Raw genomic sequence first — 15,754 nt, 5'->3', positions numbered from 1 at the left:
CCAAGTCGTCACGGGCTGGGAGGCCGGTGACTCCTGACAGCCGAGGACGCTACTTCTTGCCGTCCTCCGCCGCGTCGGCCGCCTCGGGCACCGCAGCCGTCTCGGGCACGGCAGCCGTCTCGGCGACCGTGTCGTCCGCCGCGGGCTTCACGGGCTTCTCGGCGGGGACCGCCGCGGGCTCGGGCTCCGCCACGGCGACGGGCGCCGCGGCCGACTCCTTGAGCACCGCTTCGCCCACGAGCTCGACAGCCTCCCGCGCCGCCGACAGCAGCACGGTGTCCTGAGGAGCCTGGTCCTCGAAGTTCTCCGGGTGGTGGCAGGCGACCTGCTGACCGGGCTTCAGCTCGATGAGCGGCGGCTCGGTCGTCTTGCAGATCTCCGTGGCCTTCCAGCACCGGGTGTGGAAGCGGCATCCGCTCGGCGGCGAGATCGGCGAGGGAACGTCGCCCTTGAGCAGGATCCGCTCGCTCTTGGCACCCCGGCGCTTGGGGTCCGGCACCGGCACGGCCGACATCAGGGCCTTGGTGTACGGGTGCATCGGCGCCTCGTACAGCGAGGTGCGGTCGGCGAGTTCGACGATCTTGCCGAGGTACATCACCGCGATGCGGTCCGAGACATGGCGGACGACGGAGAGGTCGTGCGCGATGATCACGTACGTGAGACCGAGCTCGGACTGCAGGTCGTCCATCAGGTTCACGACCTGCGCCTGGATCGACACGTCCAGCGCCGAGACCGGCTCGTCCGCCACGACCAGCTTCGGCTTCAGCGCGAGCGCGCGGGCGATGCCGATGCGCTGGCGCTGACCGCCGGAGAACTCGTGCGGGTAGCGGTTGTAGTGCTCGGGGCTCAGACCCACCAGCTCCAGGAGCCGCTGGACCTCCCGCTTCACTCCGCCCTCGGGCGTGACGCTCTGCAGCCGGAACGGCGCCGAGACGATCGAGCCGATGGTGTGGCGCGGGTTCAGCGACCCGTACGGGTCCTGGAAGATCATCTGGATGTCGCGGCGCAGCGGACGCATCCCCGAGGCCTTGAGCCGGGTGATGTCCTGGCCCTCGAACTCGATGCTGCCGCCGGTCGGGTCCTGGAGGCGGGTGATGACCCGGCCCATGGTCGACTTTCCGCAGCCGGACTCGCCGACGACGCCGAGCGTCTCGCCCTTGCGGACCTCGAAGTCGATGCCGTCGACCGCCTTGACCGCGGCGACCTGGCGCTGAAGAACACCCTTGCGGATGGGGAAGTGCTTCTTCAGACCCTGGACCCGCAGCAGGACCTCGCGGTCCTCCAGCGACTTCGCGCGGGCCGCGCGGTCGTCGGAGGCCGCTGCCTGCTGCGGGATCACCGCCTCGGCGGCGTCCGTCTTCTTCGTCTCACTCACAGCTTCGGCGCAATCTCTTCGGTCCAGATCCGCGTGCGGTCCTCCTGCGAGAGGTGGCAGGCGGTGTAGTGGCCGCTGCCGATCAGCTGCAGTTCGGGGCGCACGGTACGGGTGACATCGCCCTTGGGCAGGTCCGCGTACGGGCAGCGCGGGTGGAAGGCGCAGCCCGAGGGGACGTTGATGAGGCTCGGCGGCTGGCCCTTGACCGGGATGAGCCGGTCGGAGGTCTCGCGGTCGATACGCGGCATCGAGCCGAGCAGCCCCCAGGTGTAGGGGTGCTGCGGCTGCTCGAAGATCCGCTCGACGGTGCCGCGCTCCACGCAGCGGCCGCCGTACATCACCAGCACCTCGTCGGCGATCTCGGCGACCACGCCGAGGTCGTGGGTGATGAGGACGACCGCGGAGCCGAACTCCTTCTGCAGGTCGCGGATGAGGTCGAGGATCTGCGCCTGGACGGTGACGTCGAGGGCGGTCGTCGGCTCGTCCGCTATGAGCAGCTCGGGGTTGTTGACGAGCGCCATGGCGATCATCGCGCGCTGCCGCATACCGCCGGAGAACTCGTGCGGGTAGCTGTCGGCACGCTTGGCCGGCTCGGGGATGCCCACACGGTCGAGCATCTCGATCGCCCGCCTGCGGGCGGTCTTCTTGTCGACCTTGTGGTGGACGCGGTACGCCTCCACGATCTGGCTGCCGATCGTGTAGTACGGGTGCATCGCGGACAGCGGGTCCTGGAAGATCATCGCCATCTCGCGGCCGCGGAGCCTGCGCACCTCGTCCGGGTCGGCGTTGACCAGTTCCTTGCCGTCCAGCCAGATCTCGCCGGACATCTGGACGTTCTTGCCGCGTGCGCCGAGCCGGTGCAGGCCCATAATCGCCAGCGAGGTGACGGACTTGCCGGAGCCGGACTCGCCCACGATGGAGAGGGTCTTGCCCTTCTCCACCGAGAAGGTCAGGCCGTCGACGGACTTGACCAGACCGTCGTCGGTCGGGAAGTGCACCTTGAGGTCGCGCACTTCGAGGAAGGAGCGCGAGGCGTTCGAGGGGGAGGAGACGGGCTCGCCGACCGCGGCGCCGGTCTTGGACAGTTCGGTCACGAGAGCCTCACCCGCGGGTCGGCGGCTGCGTACAGCAGGTCCACCAGGAGATTTGCGATGACGACGAAGAAGGCGGCGAGGAGGGTCACGCCGAGGATCTTCGGGAGGTCGTTGTCGGTGATGCCCTGCACCGCGTACTGCCCGACCCCATGCAGCGAGAACACCGTCTCGGTGATCACGGCGCCGCCGAGCAGCAGACCGAGGTCCATGCCGAAGACGGTGATGATCGGGGTGAGAGCGGCGCGCAGTCCGTGCCGGACCACGACCTTGCCCTCGCGCAGACCCTTGGCGCGGGCCGTGCGGATGAAGTCCTCGTTCATCGTCTCCATCATGCCCGAACGGGTGAGCCGGGCGTAGATGGCGGAGTACAGCAGAGCGAGTGAACACCACGCCGGGAAGAGCGTGTTGGCCCACTGCGCCGGGTTCTCGGTCAACGGCACGTACGTGGTGCCGAAGATCGGCCACTGGTAGGCGAAGAGCAGCAGCGCCAGGTTGCCCGTGAAGAACATGGGCAGCGAGACACCGGCGAGCGCGACGCCCATGAAGGCACGGTCGAAGATCGAGCGGGGCTTGAGCGCGGAGATGACGCCGATGGTCACACCCGAGACCAGCCACAGGACGGCGGCGCCGCCGGCCAGCGAGAGGGTGATCGGAAGGCGGGAGGTGAGTTCCGGCCAGACCGCCTGGTGGGTCTTGAAGGAGTACCCGAAGCACGGCGCGCTGCAGTGTGCCGTGGTGGGGCCGAGGTCGTAGGTAGCGCCTGTGACGATCCCCTTGATGAAGTGCCAGTACTGGACGTAGACGGGCTGGTCCAGACCGAGGTTGTGCTTGACCGCGAAAATGTCGGCCTTCGACGGGCTCTTCCCGATGTACTGCTGGGCCAGCTGGTCGGGGGTCTGACCGGCCAGTCTGGGGAGCAGGAAGAAGATGGCGAAGGTGACCGCGGAGACGACCAGGAGCAGGATCGCTGCCGCTGCCGTCCGACGGAGGATGTACGAGATCACGGGGATCGGCGCTGGTGCCCGCGGGCCGCAAAGCCCGCGGGCACCAATGCCTTCACCTGCCTTCCGGGGCTACTACTTCTTCGTGGTGCCGATGTTGAGGTAGTCGTACTGACCGCTGAAGGCAGCCGTGGAGACCAGGTTCGTGGCGTACTTCGGGCGGGCCAGGAGCACCTTGAAGTAGGTCAGCGGAACGAGGACGGCGTCGTCCATGGTCTTCTTGTCGATCTCGGTGTAGAGGCTGTTGCGCGCAGAGTCGTCCTGCGTGCCGATGGCCTTCTCGAGAAGGGCGTTGACGTCCTTGTTGTCGTACTGCGACAGGTTGGTGTTACCCGAGGCGCCGATGGCGCTGCCGTTCAGGATCTGCTGCAGGAAGCCGTAGCCGGAGGGCCAGTCGGCACCCCACTGCATCATGATCAGACCGATGTTGTTCTTCTCGGTGAACTTCGGGACACCCGCGTAGTCGGTGAAGTACTTGCCCGACGGGTACTGCTTCAGGCTGGCGTTGATGCCGACCGTCTTCAGCGAGTTGATGATCGCGGTGGCCGCGTCGATCTCCTGCGGGCGGTCGCTGCGCGCGGAGATGTTCGTGTTGATGGCCGTCTTGCCACAGGCCTTGAGCTGCTCCTTGGCCTTGGCCGCGTCACCCTTGTTGCCGGCGGACGCGTAGGCGTCGGCCTTGGCGTAGCCCGGGATGTCGGGCGGGAGAACGGTGGAGGCCACGTCGCCGCGGACCGGGCCGCCCTCGGCGGTCTGCACCGAGACCTTGTCGATCGCGAACTGCACGGCCTTGCGGCACTCGACCTTGTCGAACGGCTTCACCTTGGTGTTGATCGCCATGTAGACGAGACGGCCACCGTAGGTGTTGTCCGTGCCGGCCTTCTTGTCGGCCGAGCTGAGCAGCTGCGCCTGGGTCGCGGCCTGGACACCGCCGCCACCGAGGTCGATCGCGTCGCCCGCGAGGACGTCCTTGTCGATCGTCTCGGCGTTGACCTTCAGGTTGACGACGATCTTGGCCGGGTACTGCTTGCGCAGCGGGTCGGTCTTCGCGTCCCAGTTCTCGTTGCGCACGAGGACGGCCTGCTTGCCGTCCGAGTAGCTCTGGAACTTGTACGAGCCCGAGGACACGATGTTCTTGACGTAGTCGACGCCGTTGTCCTTCGCCTGCGGGACCGGAGCGGTCTGCGGCGAAGCGACCAGGTAGTCGAACTCCTGGAACGCGGTCTTCAGGTGGAAGACGACCGTGGTGTCGTCCGGGGTCTCGATGGACGAGAGGCCCTTGGCGCTCTTGTCCTTGTAGGGACCCTTGTACTTGTCGCCGCCCACGAGGAACTGCTGGAAGTAGTTCGGGCCGAGGGAGAGGACGTCACGCGCGAAGTTCGAACGCTCGACCGCGTACTTCACGTCCTTGGACGTGATCGCGGCGCCGTCCTGGTACTTCAGGCCCGAACGCAGCTTGTACGTCCAGGTCTTGCCGCCGTCGCTCGGGACACCCTTGCCCGCGGCGAGGTCGGGGACAAGGGTGTTGCCCTTCTCGCCGGCGCCGGGCTGGAACGTCATCAGCGGACGGGCGTACAGACGCGAGAGGTTGTACATGTACGCGTAGTACGTGTTGCCCGGGTCGAAGGAGTCCGGCACGTCCGAGTACTCGTACGTGACCGTGCCCCCCTTCTGGGTGGAGGCGTTGACGACGTCCGTGGTCGCTGCGTTGGCCCCAGCTGACTTCGTGTTGTCGTTGTTCTTGTTGTCATCGGCCTTGCTGCAGCCTGCAACGAGCAGACTCGCGGAGCCGATGGCCGCAATCGCGGCCAGCGCTGACCTTCGCATGATGGGCGGGTTCCCCTCCATTGTCGGAAACTTGTGGATCTCTCGGTGCGCGTCAGGCATCAGCGACTGCGCGGGTCGAGAGCGTCGCGGAGACCGTCACCCAGCAGGTTGAACGCCAGGACGGTCACGAAGATGGCGAGGCCGGGCACGATCATGAACTGCGGGTCGACCTCGTAATAGGTGACCGCTTCACGGAGCATGCCGCCCCACGACGCCTGCGGGGGCTGGATGCCGACCCCGAGGAAGCTCAGGGACGCCTCGAAGAGGATGTTGGTCGGGATGAGCAGCGTCGAGTAGACGATGATCGGGCCGACCAGGTTGGGCAGCAGTTCCCGGAACAGGATGTACGGGCCCCTGGCCCCCATGCCCCGCGAGGCGTCCACGAACTCCCGCTCGCGCAGCGCGAGCGTCTGGCCTCGGACGATGCGGCCCAGGTAGGGCCAGTTGAAGAAGCCGATCACGAAGATCAGCACGCTCAGGTGGAGCGGGAGCCCTTCGAGGCCGAACGCGCCGCCCTGCAGGGTGGCGGAGATGGCGATCGCGAAGAGCAGGAGGGGGAAGGCGAGGAACGTGTCCATCAGCCGGCTGATGACCGCGTCGACCCGCCCGCCGTAGTAGCCCGCGACGACGCCGAGGATCGCGCCGATCACGTTCGACAGGACGGTGGCGCCGAAGGCGACCACCAGGGAGACCCAGGAACCCTCGAGGACTCGGGTGGCGATGTCGCGCCCGAACTTCGGGTCGACGCCGAGCGGGTGGTCCCAGCTCATTCCGCCGAACCCGCCCGTGGGCAGCGAGGTGTTGGGGTCGATCAGGTCCTGGTGGAAGGCGTTCGGGTCGAGCCCGAACATCGCCTGGACGGGCCGGGCGAGCACGGCCAGCAGGATGAGCAGCACGACGATGACACCGCCGGCGACCGCCACTCTGTCGCGCTTGAAGCGCGTCCAGGCGATCTGTCCCAGGGAACGACCCTCGATCTGCCCCTTGTCGACTCCGGCGAGCACAGCCTCTGGCTGAACTTCCGTCGCCGCCCCGGTGGTCTCGATCGGTGCGGTCACAGTGACCCGACCCTTCTCGCCGGTGGTGACCGGCCTACGCCTGCCGCTGTCTGCGGCTTGGTTCACTTGCTCGCCGGGAAGTCGGCCGCAGATGATGCGGCCCGATGACCCGGCTGATCGTTCGACTTGCACTCGCTCACGGAATCGATGACCCCGTGTCTGATGGGCGAGTCTTCAGTGCCGCCACGATCACGTGCCAGGTCTCATGGAGAAAGTATGCGCAACCGTGATGCTTGTAGGGGGATTCCGTTATCCGAACAGTGGGTAACGCGAGTCGGACGAGGGGCAGTTGGGCGTGAAGGGTCCACGCTGATCCTTTTGGCCTCAAATAGTCCCGAATCGGGACAACCACCCCATGCGCCTGCTCCCCCGCAGGTCAGCACCATCGTGCGTACGGCACTGGAAGGCCGTGCATGAGGTCATGATGCCAGCAGCGCTCGCACGATCGTACGAGCGGTCCGGAATACGGGACGGCCTCAGTAGCCGCCGCGGGCCGGCGGATAGCCGTAGCCACCCGCCACCGGGGCCTGCGCGGGGGCCGCGTGGGCCTCCCGGTCGTAGAACGGCCGGGCGTTGGCGCGCAGCCACATCGCGACCGGGTCGAACGCGTCCGACATGGCGACCGTCGAGACGGGCAGCCCCTCCGGGACGGCACCGATCGACTGCTGCATCATCGCCCGCACCGAGTCGACGGCGGGCGGCGAGGTGTCGTACACGTCCAGGCCGATGGCGAGATACGGCGCCCCGAGCGCGGGCTGCACCCAGGCGCGGCGCAACGAGCGCACGGCCGGGGTGAGATGCGCGTTCTGCGTGATCAGGGCGTAGAACTGGGGAATCTCGATGCCGGGTTCGGAGAGCCGGAGCGGGCCCGCGGGCTGGCGTTCCAGCCCGGTGGCGATCCGGCGCAGATCGAGCCAGGGGATGCCGAGGCCGCCGCCGGGGGCGTGCGGATTCAGCCACAGACCGAAGTGGTCGGGGTAGAGGGTGCGGGCCACGTCGAGGCCGTCGACGACCTCGTACGAGCGGTTCCAGCCGCTGGCCGACAGTTCCTGGGCGGAGGTGACACACGGCGCGTAACCGAAGCCGTCCACCTGCATGTTGCCGTACTGCGCGTCCGGGGAGCCGGCCTGGCCGTGCCAGAGGAGCATCCACACCTGGCCGGACGAGGGGGTCGCGAGCGCGCGAAGGAGCGCCTCGTAGGCGTCGTAACGCCCGGGCGTCACCTGGCGCAGCATGTGCTCGACCTGCCCGGCCGCGGCCGTGCCCGACGCGCTCACCCTTCAACCGCCCCTTCGCGAACAAATCACGACGAACTCATCCAATACACCTGCGGTACCGGTGAGAACGTGCGTCAACACCTCGACCGGGCCATGAAACCAGCTTATGCGGCGAACGTCCTCCGCCGGGGGACGCCGTCGCGCGCTCCTTTCCGTCACGGCGGGGCGGCACGGGCCTCCCGCGACCGGTGCCGAGGAGCGCCCGGTACGTGCGGAACGGGTGCCGCCGGACGACCGGGAAGGCGCCGCGCGACGGCCGGGCGGCGGGCGGCCGTTCAGTGACCTGCCTGGTAGAAGGGCCGGACCTGGGCGCGCATCCAGTCGCCCACCGGGTCCTGTGTGACGTCGAGCAGCACCAGGTTCACCGGGATGTTCATCGGGACGCGGCCGAGGGCCCGGCCGAGGGCGTCGAGCGGGAGGGTGCGGGCCTCGCCCTCCCACAGGGAGAGTTCGACGCCGACGAACATGACCGGGGCGTCGCCCTCGATGCTGGCCAGACAGCGGCGGGCGCTCACGACGACGCCGGTCCCGGCGAACTCCGCCGAGGCCGCGGCGAGGAAGTCCACCGGATCCTCCTGCCAGTCGGGCTCGAACAGCCGCACCCTGCCGCCGCTCGCCGGTCCGTCCAGCGCGGTCCGTCCGGCCCGGCACAGCTCGGCGACGGCGATCGGCGGCAGGGGCACACCGACCACGCCGTCCGGGTTCACCGCGATACCGACCTGTGGCGGGAGTCCGCGCGCGAACTCCGCGGCGGGCGCGATGGTGAACGCCATGTGGCCGCCGGTGACCTGCCGGAACTGCTCCTCGGAGCTGAAGACGGGCACGTACACCTGTCCTTCGAGCTCCATCGTCGGCAGATCGAGCGGGCCGCTGTCGGGGCCGCCGCCGCTGGGCAGCGGCACCCAGACGAAGCTGCGGCCGAGCACCTCGACGATGCGGGCGCCGGCCGAAGCCGCTCCGCCCATACCGAGGGCCGCGGACAGCACCTCCTCCAGCTCGTTGCCGGGCCAGCCGCCGTGCGGATGGGGGTGTGCCTGTGCCGGGAAGTCCATCTGTCTCTACCGCCTGCTTCGAACCACTGTTCCGGCTGGAAAGGTTAATGGGACGCTCCGGCCGGTCAGTGGCCGAAGTCGATCCTGCGCAGCACGTCCGCCGCCTCCCGGTCGAGAAGGACCGCTGAGCCGCACCCCTCGGGAAGGTTCCCGCGCTCCACGGAACGCAACAGCCGGGCGACCGCGCCGCGGTGGCGCGCGAACGCGTAGCGCGAGACGCCCCGGCCCCGCGCGCGCTGGCCGTCCAGCGCGGTGTCCGCCGCGACGTCGAGCAGCACCAGGTGCAGTGCGCCGCCCCGGCGGCGGGCCTCCCGGGCGAGCCAGCGGCGCACCCAGGCCTGGGTGCCGCAGTCGTGCACGACGACTCCGCCCGCTCCGCGCAGCGCCCGGCGCAGCCCGGCGTAGTGCGCGAGGCGGACCAAGGGGCGGTACACCGCGTACGGCAGCAGTCGGGCCATCCGGCCGTCCCAGCGGTCGCGGGTGTCCTGCGAGTCGACGCGCTCGCCCTCGACGGCCCGGCGCATCAGCGTCGACTTGCCGCTGCCGGGCAGTCCGGTGACCACGACGAGGTCGCGGGTGCCGAAGCGCAGGCCGTGCGGGCTGTGCCCCGCGCGGTCCCTGAGATCCCGGACGACGGCCGCCGGGAACGGGCCGCACGCCTCCCGGGCCGGTGCGCCTGGCTGCTCGGGCAGCGCGAGACCCGAGGTCGTCGCGTACACCGTGGTCCTGTTCACCGTGGCCGTCCTCCCCTTGGATGTGGAGTCCCATCCCCGTCGAGTGTAAAGAGAAGGTAATGCGCGGCGCTTCCCGTTTCGGTGAGCGGACTGCCACAGCACGGTTACAGATGCGGACTGCCCTGATCGGACGGGGCGTGCAATGATGGCCGCGCCAACTGCATACCGGCCGCTTGAATCCGCGCGGGAGAGTCCTGGGTACGTGTACCCGGGCGCCGAAGGAGCAAGTCCCTCCCTTGAATCTCTCAGGCCCCGTTACCGCGCGGGCGAGGCACATCTGAAAAGCGGGCCGCTCTCCGGTGGCTCCACCCAAGGTGCAAATCAGGACCACCGTTTCGCGGGGTCGTGATGAACCTCTCAGGTTCCGATGACAGATGGGGAGGAACGACCTCGCCGTCATGCCTTGGGAGCCCCACCGATGAGCAGCAACACCCCCCGTCTCACCGCGCTCGACGCCCTGCACCGCTCGCTGGGCGCGACGATGACCGACTTCGCCGGCTGGGACATGCCGCTGCGCTACGGCTCGGAGCGCGACGAGCACCTCGCCGTCCGCACGAAGGCCGGGCTCTTCGACCTCTCGCACATGGGCGAGATCACCGTCACCGGCCCGCAGGCGGCCGAACTCCTCGCCTTCGCGCTGGTCGGCAACATCGCCACCGTGGGCGTGGGCCGCGCCCGCTACACGATGATCTGCCAGGAGGACGGCGGCATCCTGGACGACCTGATCGTCTACCGGCTGGCCGAGCACGAGTTCATGGTGGTGGCGAACGCCTCCAACGCCCAGGTCGTGCTGGACGCGCTGACCGGGCGCTCCGCCGGTTTCGACGCGGTCGTGCGCGACGACCGTGACGCGTACGCACTGATCGCCGTGCAGGGCCCCGAGTCCCCCGGCATCCTCGCGTCGCTGACCGACGCGGACCTGGACGGCCTGAAGTACTACGCGGGTCTGCCGGGCACCGTCGCCGGCGTCCCGGCGCTGATCGCCCGTACCGGCTACACGGGCGAGGACGGTTTCGAGCTGTTCGTCGCGCCCGCCGACGCCGAGAAGGTGTGGCAGGCGCTGACCGACGCGGGCACTCCCGTCGGACTCATCCCGTGCGGTCTGTCCTGCCGCGACACGCTGCGCCTGGAGGCGGGCATGCCGCTGTACGGGCACGAGCTGACCACCTCGCTGACCCCCTTCGACGCCGGCCTCGGGCGGGTCGTGAAGTTCGAGAAGGAGGGCGACTTCGTGGGCCGCGCCGCGCTCCAGGAGGCCGCCGAGCGTGCCGAGCAGAACCCGCCGCGGGTCCTGGTCGGCCTGATCGCCGAGGGGCGTCGCGTGCCGCGCGCCGGGTACCCGGTCGTCGCCGGCGGACAGGTCGTCGGCGAGATCACCTCCGGCGCCCCCTCGCCCACGCTGGGCAAGCCGATCGCGATGGCGTACGTCGACGCCGCGCACGCCGCGCCGGGCAGCACCGGTGTCGGTGTGGACATCCGGGGCACCCACGAGCCCTACGAGGTCGTGGCGCTGCCCTTCTACAAGCGCCGGAAGTGACACTGGTCCGCACGTGGGCCGTGACACCGGTCCGCACCGGCGGGCCGTGACACCGGTCGGCCGTGCGGGCCGCACATGACGGGCCGCAACGGACCACGGGCCACCCGGCCCGGCGGGCACCGACGGCACTCCCGGGCGGGCTCGTCCGGACGACCGACTCCCCCTTTCATCAGCACTCCCCCGCGTACAGGAGAATTCAGGCCATGAGCAACCCCCAGCAGCTCCGCTACAGCAAGGAGCACGAGTGGCTGTCCGTCGCCGAGGACGGCGTCGCGACCGTGGGCATCACCGAGTTCGCGGCCAACGCGCTCGGCGATGTCGTCTACGCCCAGCTTCCCGAGGTCGGTGAAACGGTGACCGCGGGCGAGTCCTGCGGCGAGCTGGAGTCGACCAAGTCGGTCAGCGACCTGTACTCCCCCGTGGGCGGCGAGGTCGTCGAGGCGAACCAGGACGTGGTGGACGACCCGTCGCTGGTGAACTCGGCCCCCTTCGAGGGCGGCTGGCTGTTCAAGGTCCGCGTCGCCGACGAGCCCGAGGACCTGATGTCCGCCGACGAGTACGCCGCCTTCACCGCCGGCTGAGGAGTCCCCGCATGTCGCTTCTGAACACCCCCCTGCACGAGCTGGACCCGGACGTCGCGGCCGCCGTCGACGCCGAGCTGCACCGCCAGCAGTCCACCCTGGAGATGATCGCCTCGGAGAACTTCGCTCCGGTCGCGGTCATGGAGGCCCAGGGCTCGGTCCTGACGAACAAGTACGCCGAGGGCTACCCCGGCCGCCGCTACTACGGCGGCTGCGAGCACGTCGACGTCGTCGAGCAGATCGCCATCGACCGGGTGAAGGCGCTGTTCGGCGCCGAGCACGCCAACGTGCAGCCGCACTCGGGCGCCCAGGCCAACGCCGCCGCGATGTTCGCGCTGCTCAAGCCGGGCGACACGATCATGGGACTGAACCTCGCGCACGGCGGGCACCTCACCCACGGCATGAAGATCAACTTCTCCGGCAAGCTCTACGACGTGGTCGCGTACCACGTGGACGACGAGACCGGCCAGGTCGACATGGCCGAGGTCGAGCGCCTCGCCAAGGAGTCGCGCCCGAAGCTGATCGTCGCCGGCTGGTCCGCCTACCCGCGTCAGCTGGACTTCGCCGCGTTCCGCCGGATCGCGGACGAGGTCGGCGCGTACCTCATGGTCGACATGGCGCACTTCGCCGGCCTGGTGGCCGCGGGCCTGCACCCGAACCCGGTGCCGCACGCCCACGTCGTCACGACCACCACTCACAAGACCCTCGGCGGCCCCCGCGGCGGCGTGATCCTCTCGACGGCCGAGCTGGCCAAGAAGATCAACTCCGCGGTCTTCCCCGGTCAGCAGGGCGGTCCGCTGGAGCACGTGATCGCGGCCAAGGCCGTCTCCTTCAAGGTCGCCGCCACCGACGACTTCAAGGAGCGCCAGCAGCGCACGCTGGACGGCGCGCGCATCCTGGCCGAGCGCCTGGTCCAGGACGACGCGAAGGCCGTGGGCGTGGACGTGCTGTCCGGCGGCACGGACGTGCACCTGGTCCTGGTCGACCTGCGCAACTCCGCGCTGGACGGGCAGCAGGCCGAGGACCGGCTCCACGAGGTCGGCATCACGGTCAACCGCAACGCCGTCCCGAACGACCCGCGCCCGCCGATGGTCACCTCCGGGCTGCGCATCGGCACGCCGGCGCTCGCCACCCGCGGCTTCACGACGGAGGACTTCACCGAGGTCGCCGACATCATCGCCGAGGCGCTCAAGCCGGCCTACGACGCCGAGGGCCTCAAGGCCCGGGTGTCCGCTCTGGCCGACAAGCACCCGCTGTACCCCGGCCTGAAGTAGTTTCGTACGCTTCAGGCCGTACGTTTTTGTTCGTACGTTTTTCCCGCGTACGGTTTTTGTTCGTACGGTTCGTTCCGTACGGGCGTCCGGGGCACCGCGCACACTGGAAGCAGCGCGGTGCCCCGTCCCATGCAGTCCCGCACCACCCCCGCCGGACAACGGCGTCCGGCGAAACCACCAAGGAGTTCCCCGTGGCCATCTCGGTCTTCGACCTGTTCTCGATCGGCATCGGCCCGTCCAGCTCCCACACGGTGGGCCCGATGCGCGCCGCACGCATGTTCGCCCGGCGGCTGCGCAACGAGGGGCTGCTGGCCCCGGTGACCTCGATACGCGCCGAGCTGTACGGCTCGCTGGGCGCGACCGGCCACGGCCACGGCACCCCCAAGGCGGTGCTGCTCGGCCTGGAGGGCGCCTCACCCAGCACGGTCGACGTGGAGGGCGCCGACGACCGCGTGGAGCAGATCAGGACGTCCGGGCGGATCAACCTGCTCGGCGAGCACGAGATCGGCTTCTCCTTCGACGACGACCTGATCCTGCACCGCCGCAAGGCCCTGCCGTACCACGCGAACGGCATGACGATCTTCGCCTACGACGCCGAGGGCGGCCTCGTCCTGGAGAAGACCTACTACTCGGTGGGCGGCGGCTTCGTCGTCGACGAGGACGCCGTCGGCGAGGACCGCATCAAGCTCGACGACACCGTCCTGAAGTACCCGTTCCGCACGGGTGACGAGCTGCTGCGGCTGACGAAGGAGACCGGCCTGTCGATCTCCGCGCTGATGCTGGAGAACGAGCGGGCCTGGCGCACCGAGGAGGAGATCCGCGAGGGGCTCCTCGGCATCTGGCGCGTGATGCAGGCGTGCGTCTCACGCGGCATGGCCCGCGAGGGCATCCTGCCGGGCGGCCTCAAGGTCCGCCGGCGCGCCGCCCACTCGGCCCGCCAGCTGCGCGCCGAGGGCGATCCGCTGGCCCACGCGATGGAGTGGATCACCCTCTACGCGATGGCGGTCAACGAGGAGAACGCCGCCGGCGGCCGGGTGGTGACCGCCCCGACCAACGGCGCGGCCGGCATCATCCCGGCGGTGCTGCACTACTACATCAACTTCGTGCCGGGCGCCGACGAGGAGGGCGTCGTGCGGTTCCTCCTCGCGGCCGGTGCCATCGGCATGCTCTTCAAGGAGAACGCGTCCATCTCCGGCGCCGAGGTCGGCTGCCAGGGCGAGGTCGGCTCGGCCTGCTCGATGGCGGCCGGCGCGCTCGCCGAGGTCCTCGGCGGCAGCCCCGAGCAGGTGGAGAACGCCGCCGAGATCGGCATGGAGCACAACCTCGGCCTGACCTGCGACCCGGTCGGCGGACTCGTGCAGATCCCCTGCATCGAGCGCAACGGCATGGCCGCCGTGAAGGCCGTGACCGCGGCGAAGATGGCGATGCGCGGCGACGGCTCCCACAAGGTCTCCCTCGACAAGGTCATCAAGACCATGAAGGAGACGGGCGCCGACATGAGCGTCAAGTACAAGGAAACGGCCCGGGGCGGGCTCGCGGTGAACATCATCGAGTGCTGATCACCTCCGCCGGGTACGGGTCGCTCCTCCGTACGAGGGTGACAAGGGTGAAGTCGGGGAACTCGAAAGGCAGTTGTTCCCCACGAACCCCGGGCACCACGGTGTGTGGCCCGTCCCCTGCACGGAGGCTCTCCCCATGCTGCGAGGCATCGACGTCAGCGCCTATCAGTCGTCCGCGTACGGAACCGACGGTCTGTCGTTCGTCTTCATCAAGGCGACCGAAGGCCGCTCGTACGTCAATCCGAAGCTCGCCGCCCAGGTGAAGACCGCTCGCGACGCCGGGTGCGTCGTGGGCTTCTACCACTTCCTGTGGCCCGGCGACATCACCGCCCAGGCCGAGTACTTCGTCGGCAAGGCCCCCGAGAAGGCGGGCGACGTGCTCGCCGTCGACTGGGAGACCACCGGCGAGGGCACCCACGCGAGCAACGCGGAGAAGGACCGCTTCATCCGCAAGGTGAAGGAGCTGCGTCCGCACAACCGGGTGGTGCTCTACACGAACCGGAACTTCTGGCTGAACATCGACACCACGTCGTACGCCGGGGACGGTCTGTGGATCGCCGACTACGTCTCCGCGGGCAAGCCCCGTATCAAGGCGAAGTGGCGCTTCCACCAGTACACGTCCGACCCGGTGGACAAGGACGTGGCGGACTTCGCGAGCAAGGCCGCGCTGCGCACCTGGGCCGGCGGGGCGTAGGGCCGCAAGTCCGCCCGGTCCGCCCGAGCCCTCGCCTTTTGTCCCGCGCCCTGTGCCCCGTTCCCGTCGGCGCCTACGCTTTCGCTGGTCATCCGGTGCGGGCAGGGCGCCGGCCGAGCGGGGAGTGGACACATGGGCGGAACGGTCGCCGCGGTCAGCAGCAACGGGACGTACTCCTTCACCAAGCCGAACCGGGCGGGCGTCACGCTCCTCGCCGGGCTCGGCGTGGAGGGGGACGTGCACGCCGGGACGACGGTGAAGCACCGTTTCCGGATGCTGAAGGATCCGTCGCAGGTGAACCTGCGGCAGGTGCACCTCATCCACGAGGAACTGTTCGACGAGGTCCGCGCGGCGGGTTTCGAGGTCACCGCGGGTCAGCTCGGGGAGAACGTCACCACCCGGGGAGTCGACCTGCTGGCGCTGCCCACGGGAACCCTGCTCCACCTGGGGCCGGAGGCCGTCGTCGAGGTGACCGGGCTGCGCAATCCGTGCGCCCAGATCGACACCTTCCACAAGGGCCTCATGAAGCAGGTCGTCGGACGGGACGAGGACGGGGCGGTCCGCTTCAAGGCGGGGATCATGAGCGTCGTCCTCACCGGCGGGCCGGTGCGGCCCGGCGACTCCGTGACGGTGGAGCTGCCGGACGGGCCGCACCGGCCCCTGGAGATCGTCTGACCTCCGGGCCCGTGCC

At 69.4% G+C, this 15,754-nt stretch carries 14 protein-coding genes and 1 riboswitch; of the genes, 6 read left to right on the top strand and 8 right to left on the bottom strand.

The genetic code is table 11. The annotated features are described in order from the left end of the window. Positions 1-49 precede the first annotated feature (49 nt). The 8 genes from ABZT74_RS15690 to ABZT74_RS15655 all read right to left on the bottom strand — a co-directional run bounded on the left by ABZT74_RS15690 (position 50) and on the right by ABZT74_RS15655 (position 9,418). On the bottom strand, positions 50-1,375 hold the full coding sequence (locus ABZT74_RS15690; RefSeq protein ID WP_356435407.1) for a dipeptide ABC transporter ATP-binding protein: 1,326 nt from the start codon (positions 1,373-1,375) through the stop codon (positions 50-52). Next, entirely contained in the window at positions 1,372-2,469 is a 1,098-nt protein-coding gene (locus ABZT74_RS15685) for an ABC transporter ATP-binding protein (RefSeq protein WP_356169552.1), read from the bottom strand. Before ABZT74_RS15685 ends, ABZT74_RS15690 begins: the two co-directional genes overlap by 4 nt. After that, on the bottom strand, positions 2,466-3,473 hold the full coding sequence (locus tag ABZT74_RS15680; protein WP_355867562.1) for an ABC transporter permease: 1,008 nt from the start codon (positions 3,471-3,473) through the stop codon (positions 2,466-2,468). The genes ABZT74_RS15685 and ABZT74_RS15680 overlap by 4 nt, the downstream gene beginning before the upstream one ends. 72 nt (positions 3,474-3,545) lie before the next feature. Further along, positions 3,546-5,297, bottom strand: coding sequence for an ABC transporter substrate-binding protein (locus tag ABZT74_RS15675; protein WP_356435403.1), 1,752 nt, complete (start codon positions 5,295-5,297; stop codon positions 3,546-3,548). Between the two features lie 59 nt (positions 5,298-5,356). Next, positions 5,357-6,355, bottom strand: coding sequence for an ABC transporter permease (locus ABZT74_RS15670; protein ID WP_355867556.1), 999 nt, complete (start codon positions 6,353-6,355; stop codon positions 5,357-5,359). A 476-nt stretch (positions 6,356-6,831) separates the two neighbouring features. After that, positions 6,832-7,632 (bottom strand): enhanced serine sensitivity protein SseB C-terminal domain-containing protein, encoded by an 801-nt coding sequence (locus ABZT74_RS15665; protein ID WP_355867553.1) that lies wholly within the window; start codon positions 7,630-7,632, stop codon positions 6,832-6,834. 275 nt (positions 7,633-7,907) lie between these two features. Continuing rightward, complete coding sequence (locus tag ABZT74_RS15660) at positions 7,908-8,684, bottom strand: enhanced serine sensitivity protein SseB (RefSeq protein WP_355867550.1); 777 nt, start codon at positions 8,682-8,684, stop codon at positions 7,908-7,910. Between the two features lie 65 nt (positions 8,685-8,749). Continuing rightward, positions 8,750-9,418, bottom strand: a complete 669-nt coding sequence (locus tag ABZT74_RS15655; RefSeq protein WP_356435400.1) for an AAA family ATPase — start codon at positions 9,416-9,418, stop codon at positions 8,750-8,752. A 174-nt stretch (positions 9,419-9,592) separates the two neighbouring features. Then, positions 9,593-9,689: riboswitch (glycine riboswitch) on the top strand. Between the two features lie 147 nt (positions 9,690-9,836). On the opposite strand from ABZT74_RS15655, the gene gcvT reads away from it, so the two are divergent. From gcvT to ABZT74_RS15625, 6 genes are all read left to right on the top strand, one after another. After that, positions 9,837-10,955: a glycine cleavage system aminomethyltransferase GcvT gene (gene gcvT / locus ABZT74_RS15650; protein WP_356435397.1), complete on the top strand. Its 1,119-nt coding sequence runs from the start codon at positions 9,837-9,839 to the stop codon at positions 10,953-10,955. A gap of 203 nt (positions 10,956-11,158) precedes the next feature. Continuing rightward, positions 11,159-11,536, top strand: coding sequence for a glycine cleavage system protein GcvH (gcvH, locus tag ABZT74_RS15645; RefSeq protein WP_356169542.1), 378 nt, complete (start codon positions 11,159-11,161; stop codon positions 11,534-11,536). Between the two features lie 11 nt (positions 11,537-11,547). Next, complete coding sequence (gene glyA, locus ABZT74_RS15640; RefSeq protein WP_355867538.1) at positions 11,548-12,810, top strand: serine hydroxymethyltransferase; 1,263 nt, start codon at positions 11,548-11,550, stop codon at positions 12,808-12,810. A 191-nt stretch (positions 12,811-13,001) separates the two neighbouring features. Next, complete coding sequence (locus ABZT74_RS15635) at positions 13,002-14,369, top strand: L-serine ammonia-lyase (protein ID WP_355867536.1); 1,368 nt, start codon at positions 13,002-13,004, stop codon at positions 14,367-14,369. Positions 14,370-14,505: 136 nt separating this feature from the next. Continuing rightward, complete coding sequence (locus tag ABZT74_RS15630) at positions 14,506-15,063, top strand: glycoside hydrolase family 25 protein (protein ID WP_355867524.1); 558 nt, start codon at positions 14,506-14,508, stop codon at positions 15,061-15,063. A gap of 132 nt (positions 15,064-15,195) precedes the next feature. Then, positions 15,196-15,738 (top strand): MOSC domain-containing protein, encoded by a 543-nt coding sequence (locus ABZT74_RS15625; protein ID WP_356169540.1) that lies wholly within the window; start codon positions 15,196-15,198, stop codon positions 15,736-15,738. Positions 15,739-15,754 lie beyond the last annotated feature (16 nt).

Origin of the sequence: Streptomyces sp. NPDC005302 (genome assembly GCF_040607345.1) — a bacterium.
Taxonomy (GTDB): Bacteria; Actinomycetota; Actinomycetes; order Streptomycetales; family Streptomycetaceae; genus Streptomyces.
The sequence above is the reverse complement of the archived record's forward strand: the minus strand, read 5'-3'. Positions and strand labels throughout refer to the sequence as shown.

Coding starts and splice junctions, on each gene's coding strand:
- ABZT74_RS15675 (WP_356435403.1), bottom strand. CDS start 5,297: ATGCGAAGGTCAGCGCTGGCCGCGATTGCGGCCATCGGCTCCGCGAGT.
- ABZT74_RS15660 (WP_355867550.1), bottom strand. CDS start 8,684: ATGGACTTCCCGGCACAGGCACACCCCCATCCGCACGGCGGCTGGCCC.
- gcvT (WP_356435397.1), top strand. CDS start 9,837: ATGAGCAGCAACACCCCCCGTCTCACCGCGCTCGACGCCCTGCACCGC.
- gcvH (WP_356169542.1), top strand. CDS start 11,159: ATGAGCAACCCCCAGCAGCTCCGCTACAGCAAGGAGCACGAGTGGCTG.
- glyA (WP_355867538.1), top strand. CDS start 11,548: ATGTCGCTTCTGAACACCCCCCTGCACGAGCTGGACCCGGACGTCGCG.
- ABZT74_RS15630 (WP_355867524.1), top strand. CDS start 14,506: ATGCTGCGAGGCATCGACGTCAGCGCCTATCAGTCGTCCGCGTACGGA.
- ABZT74_RS15625 (WP_356169540.1), top strand. CDS start 15,196: ATGGGCGGAACGGTCGCCGCGGTCAGCAGCAACGGGACGTACTCCTTC.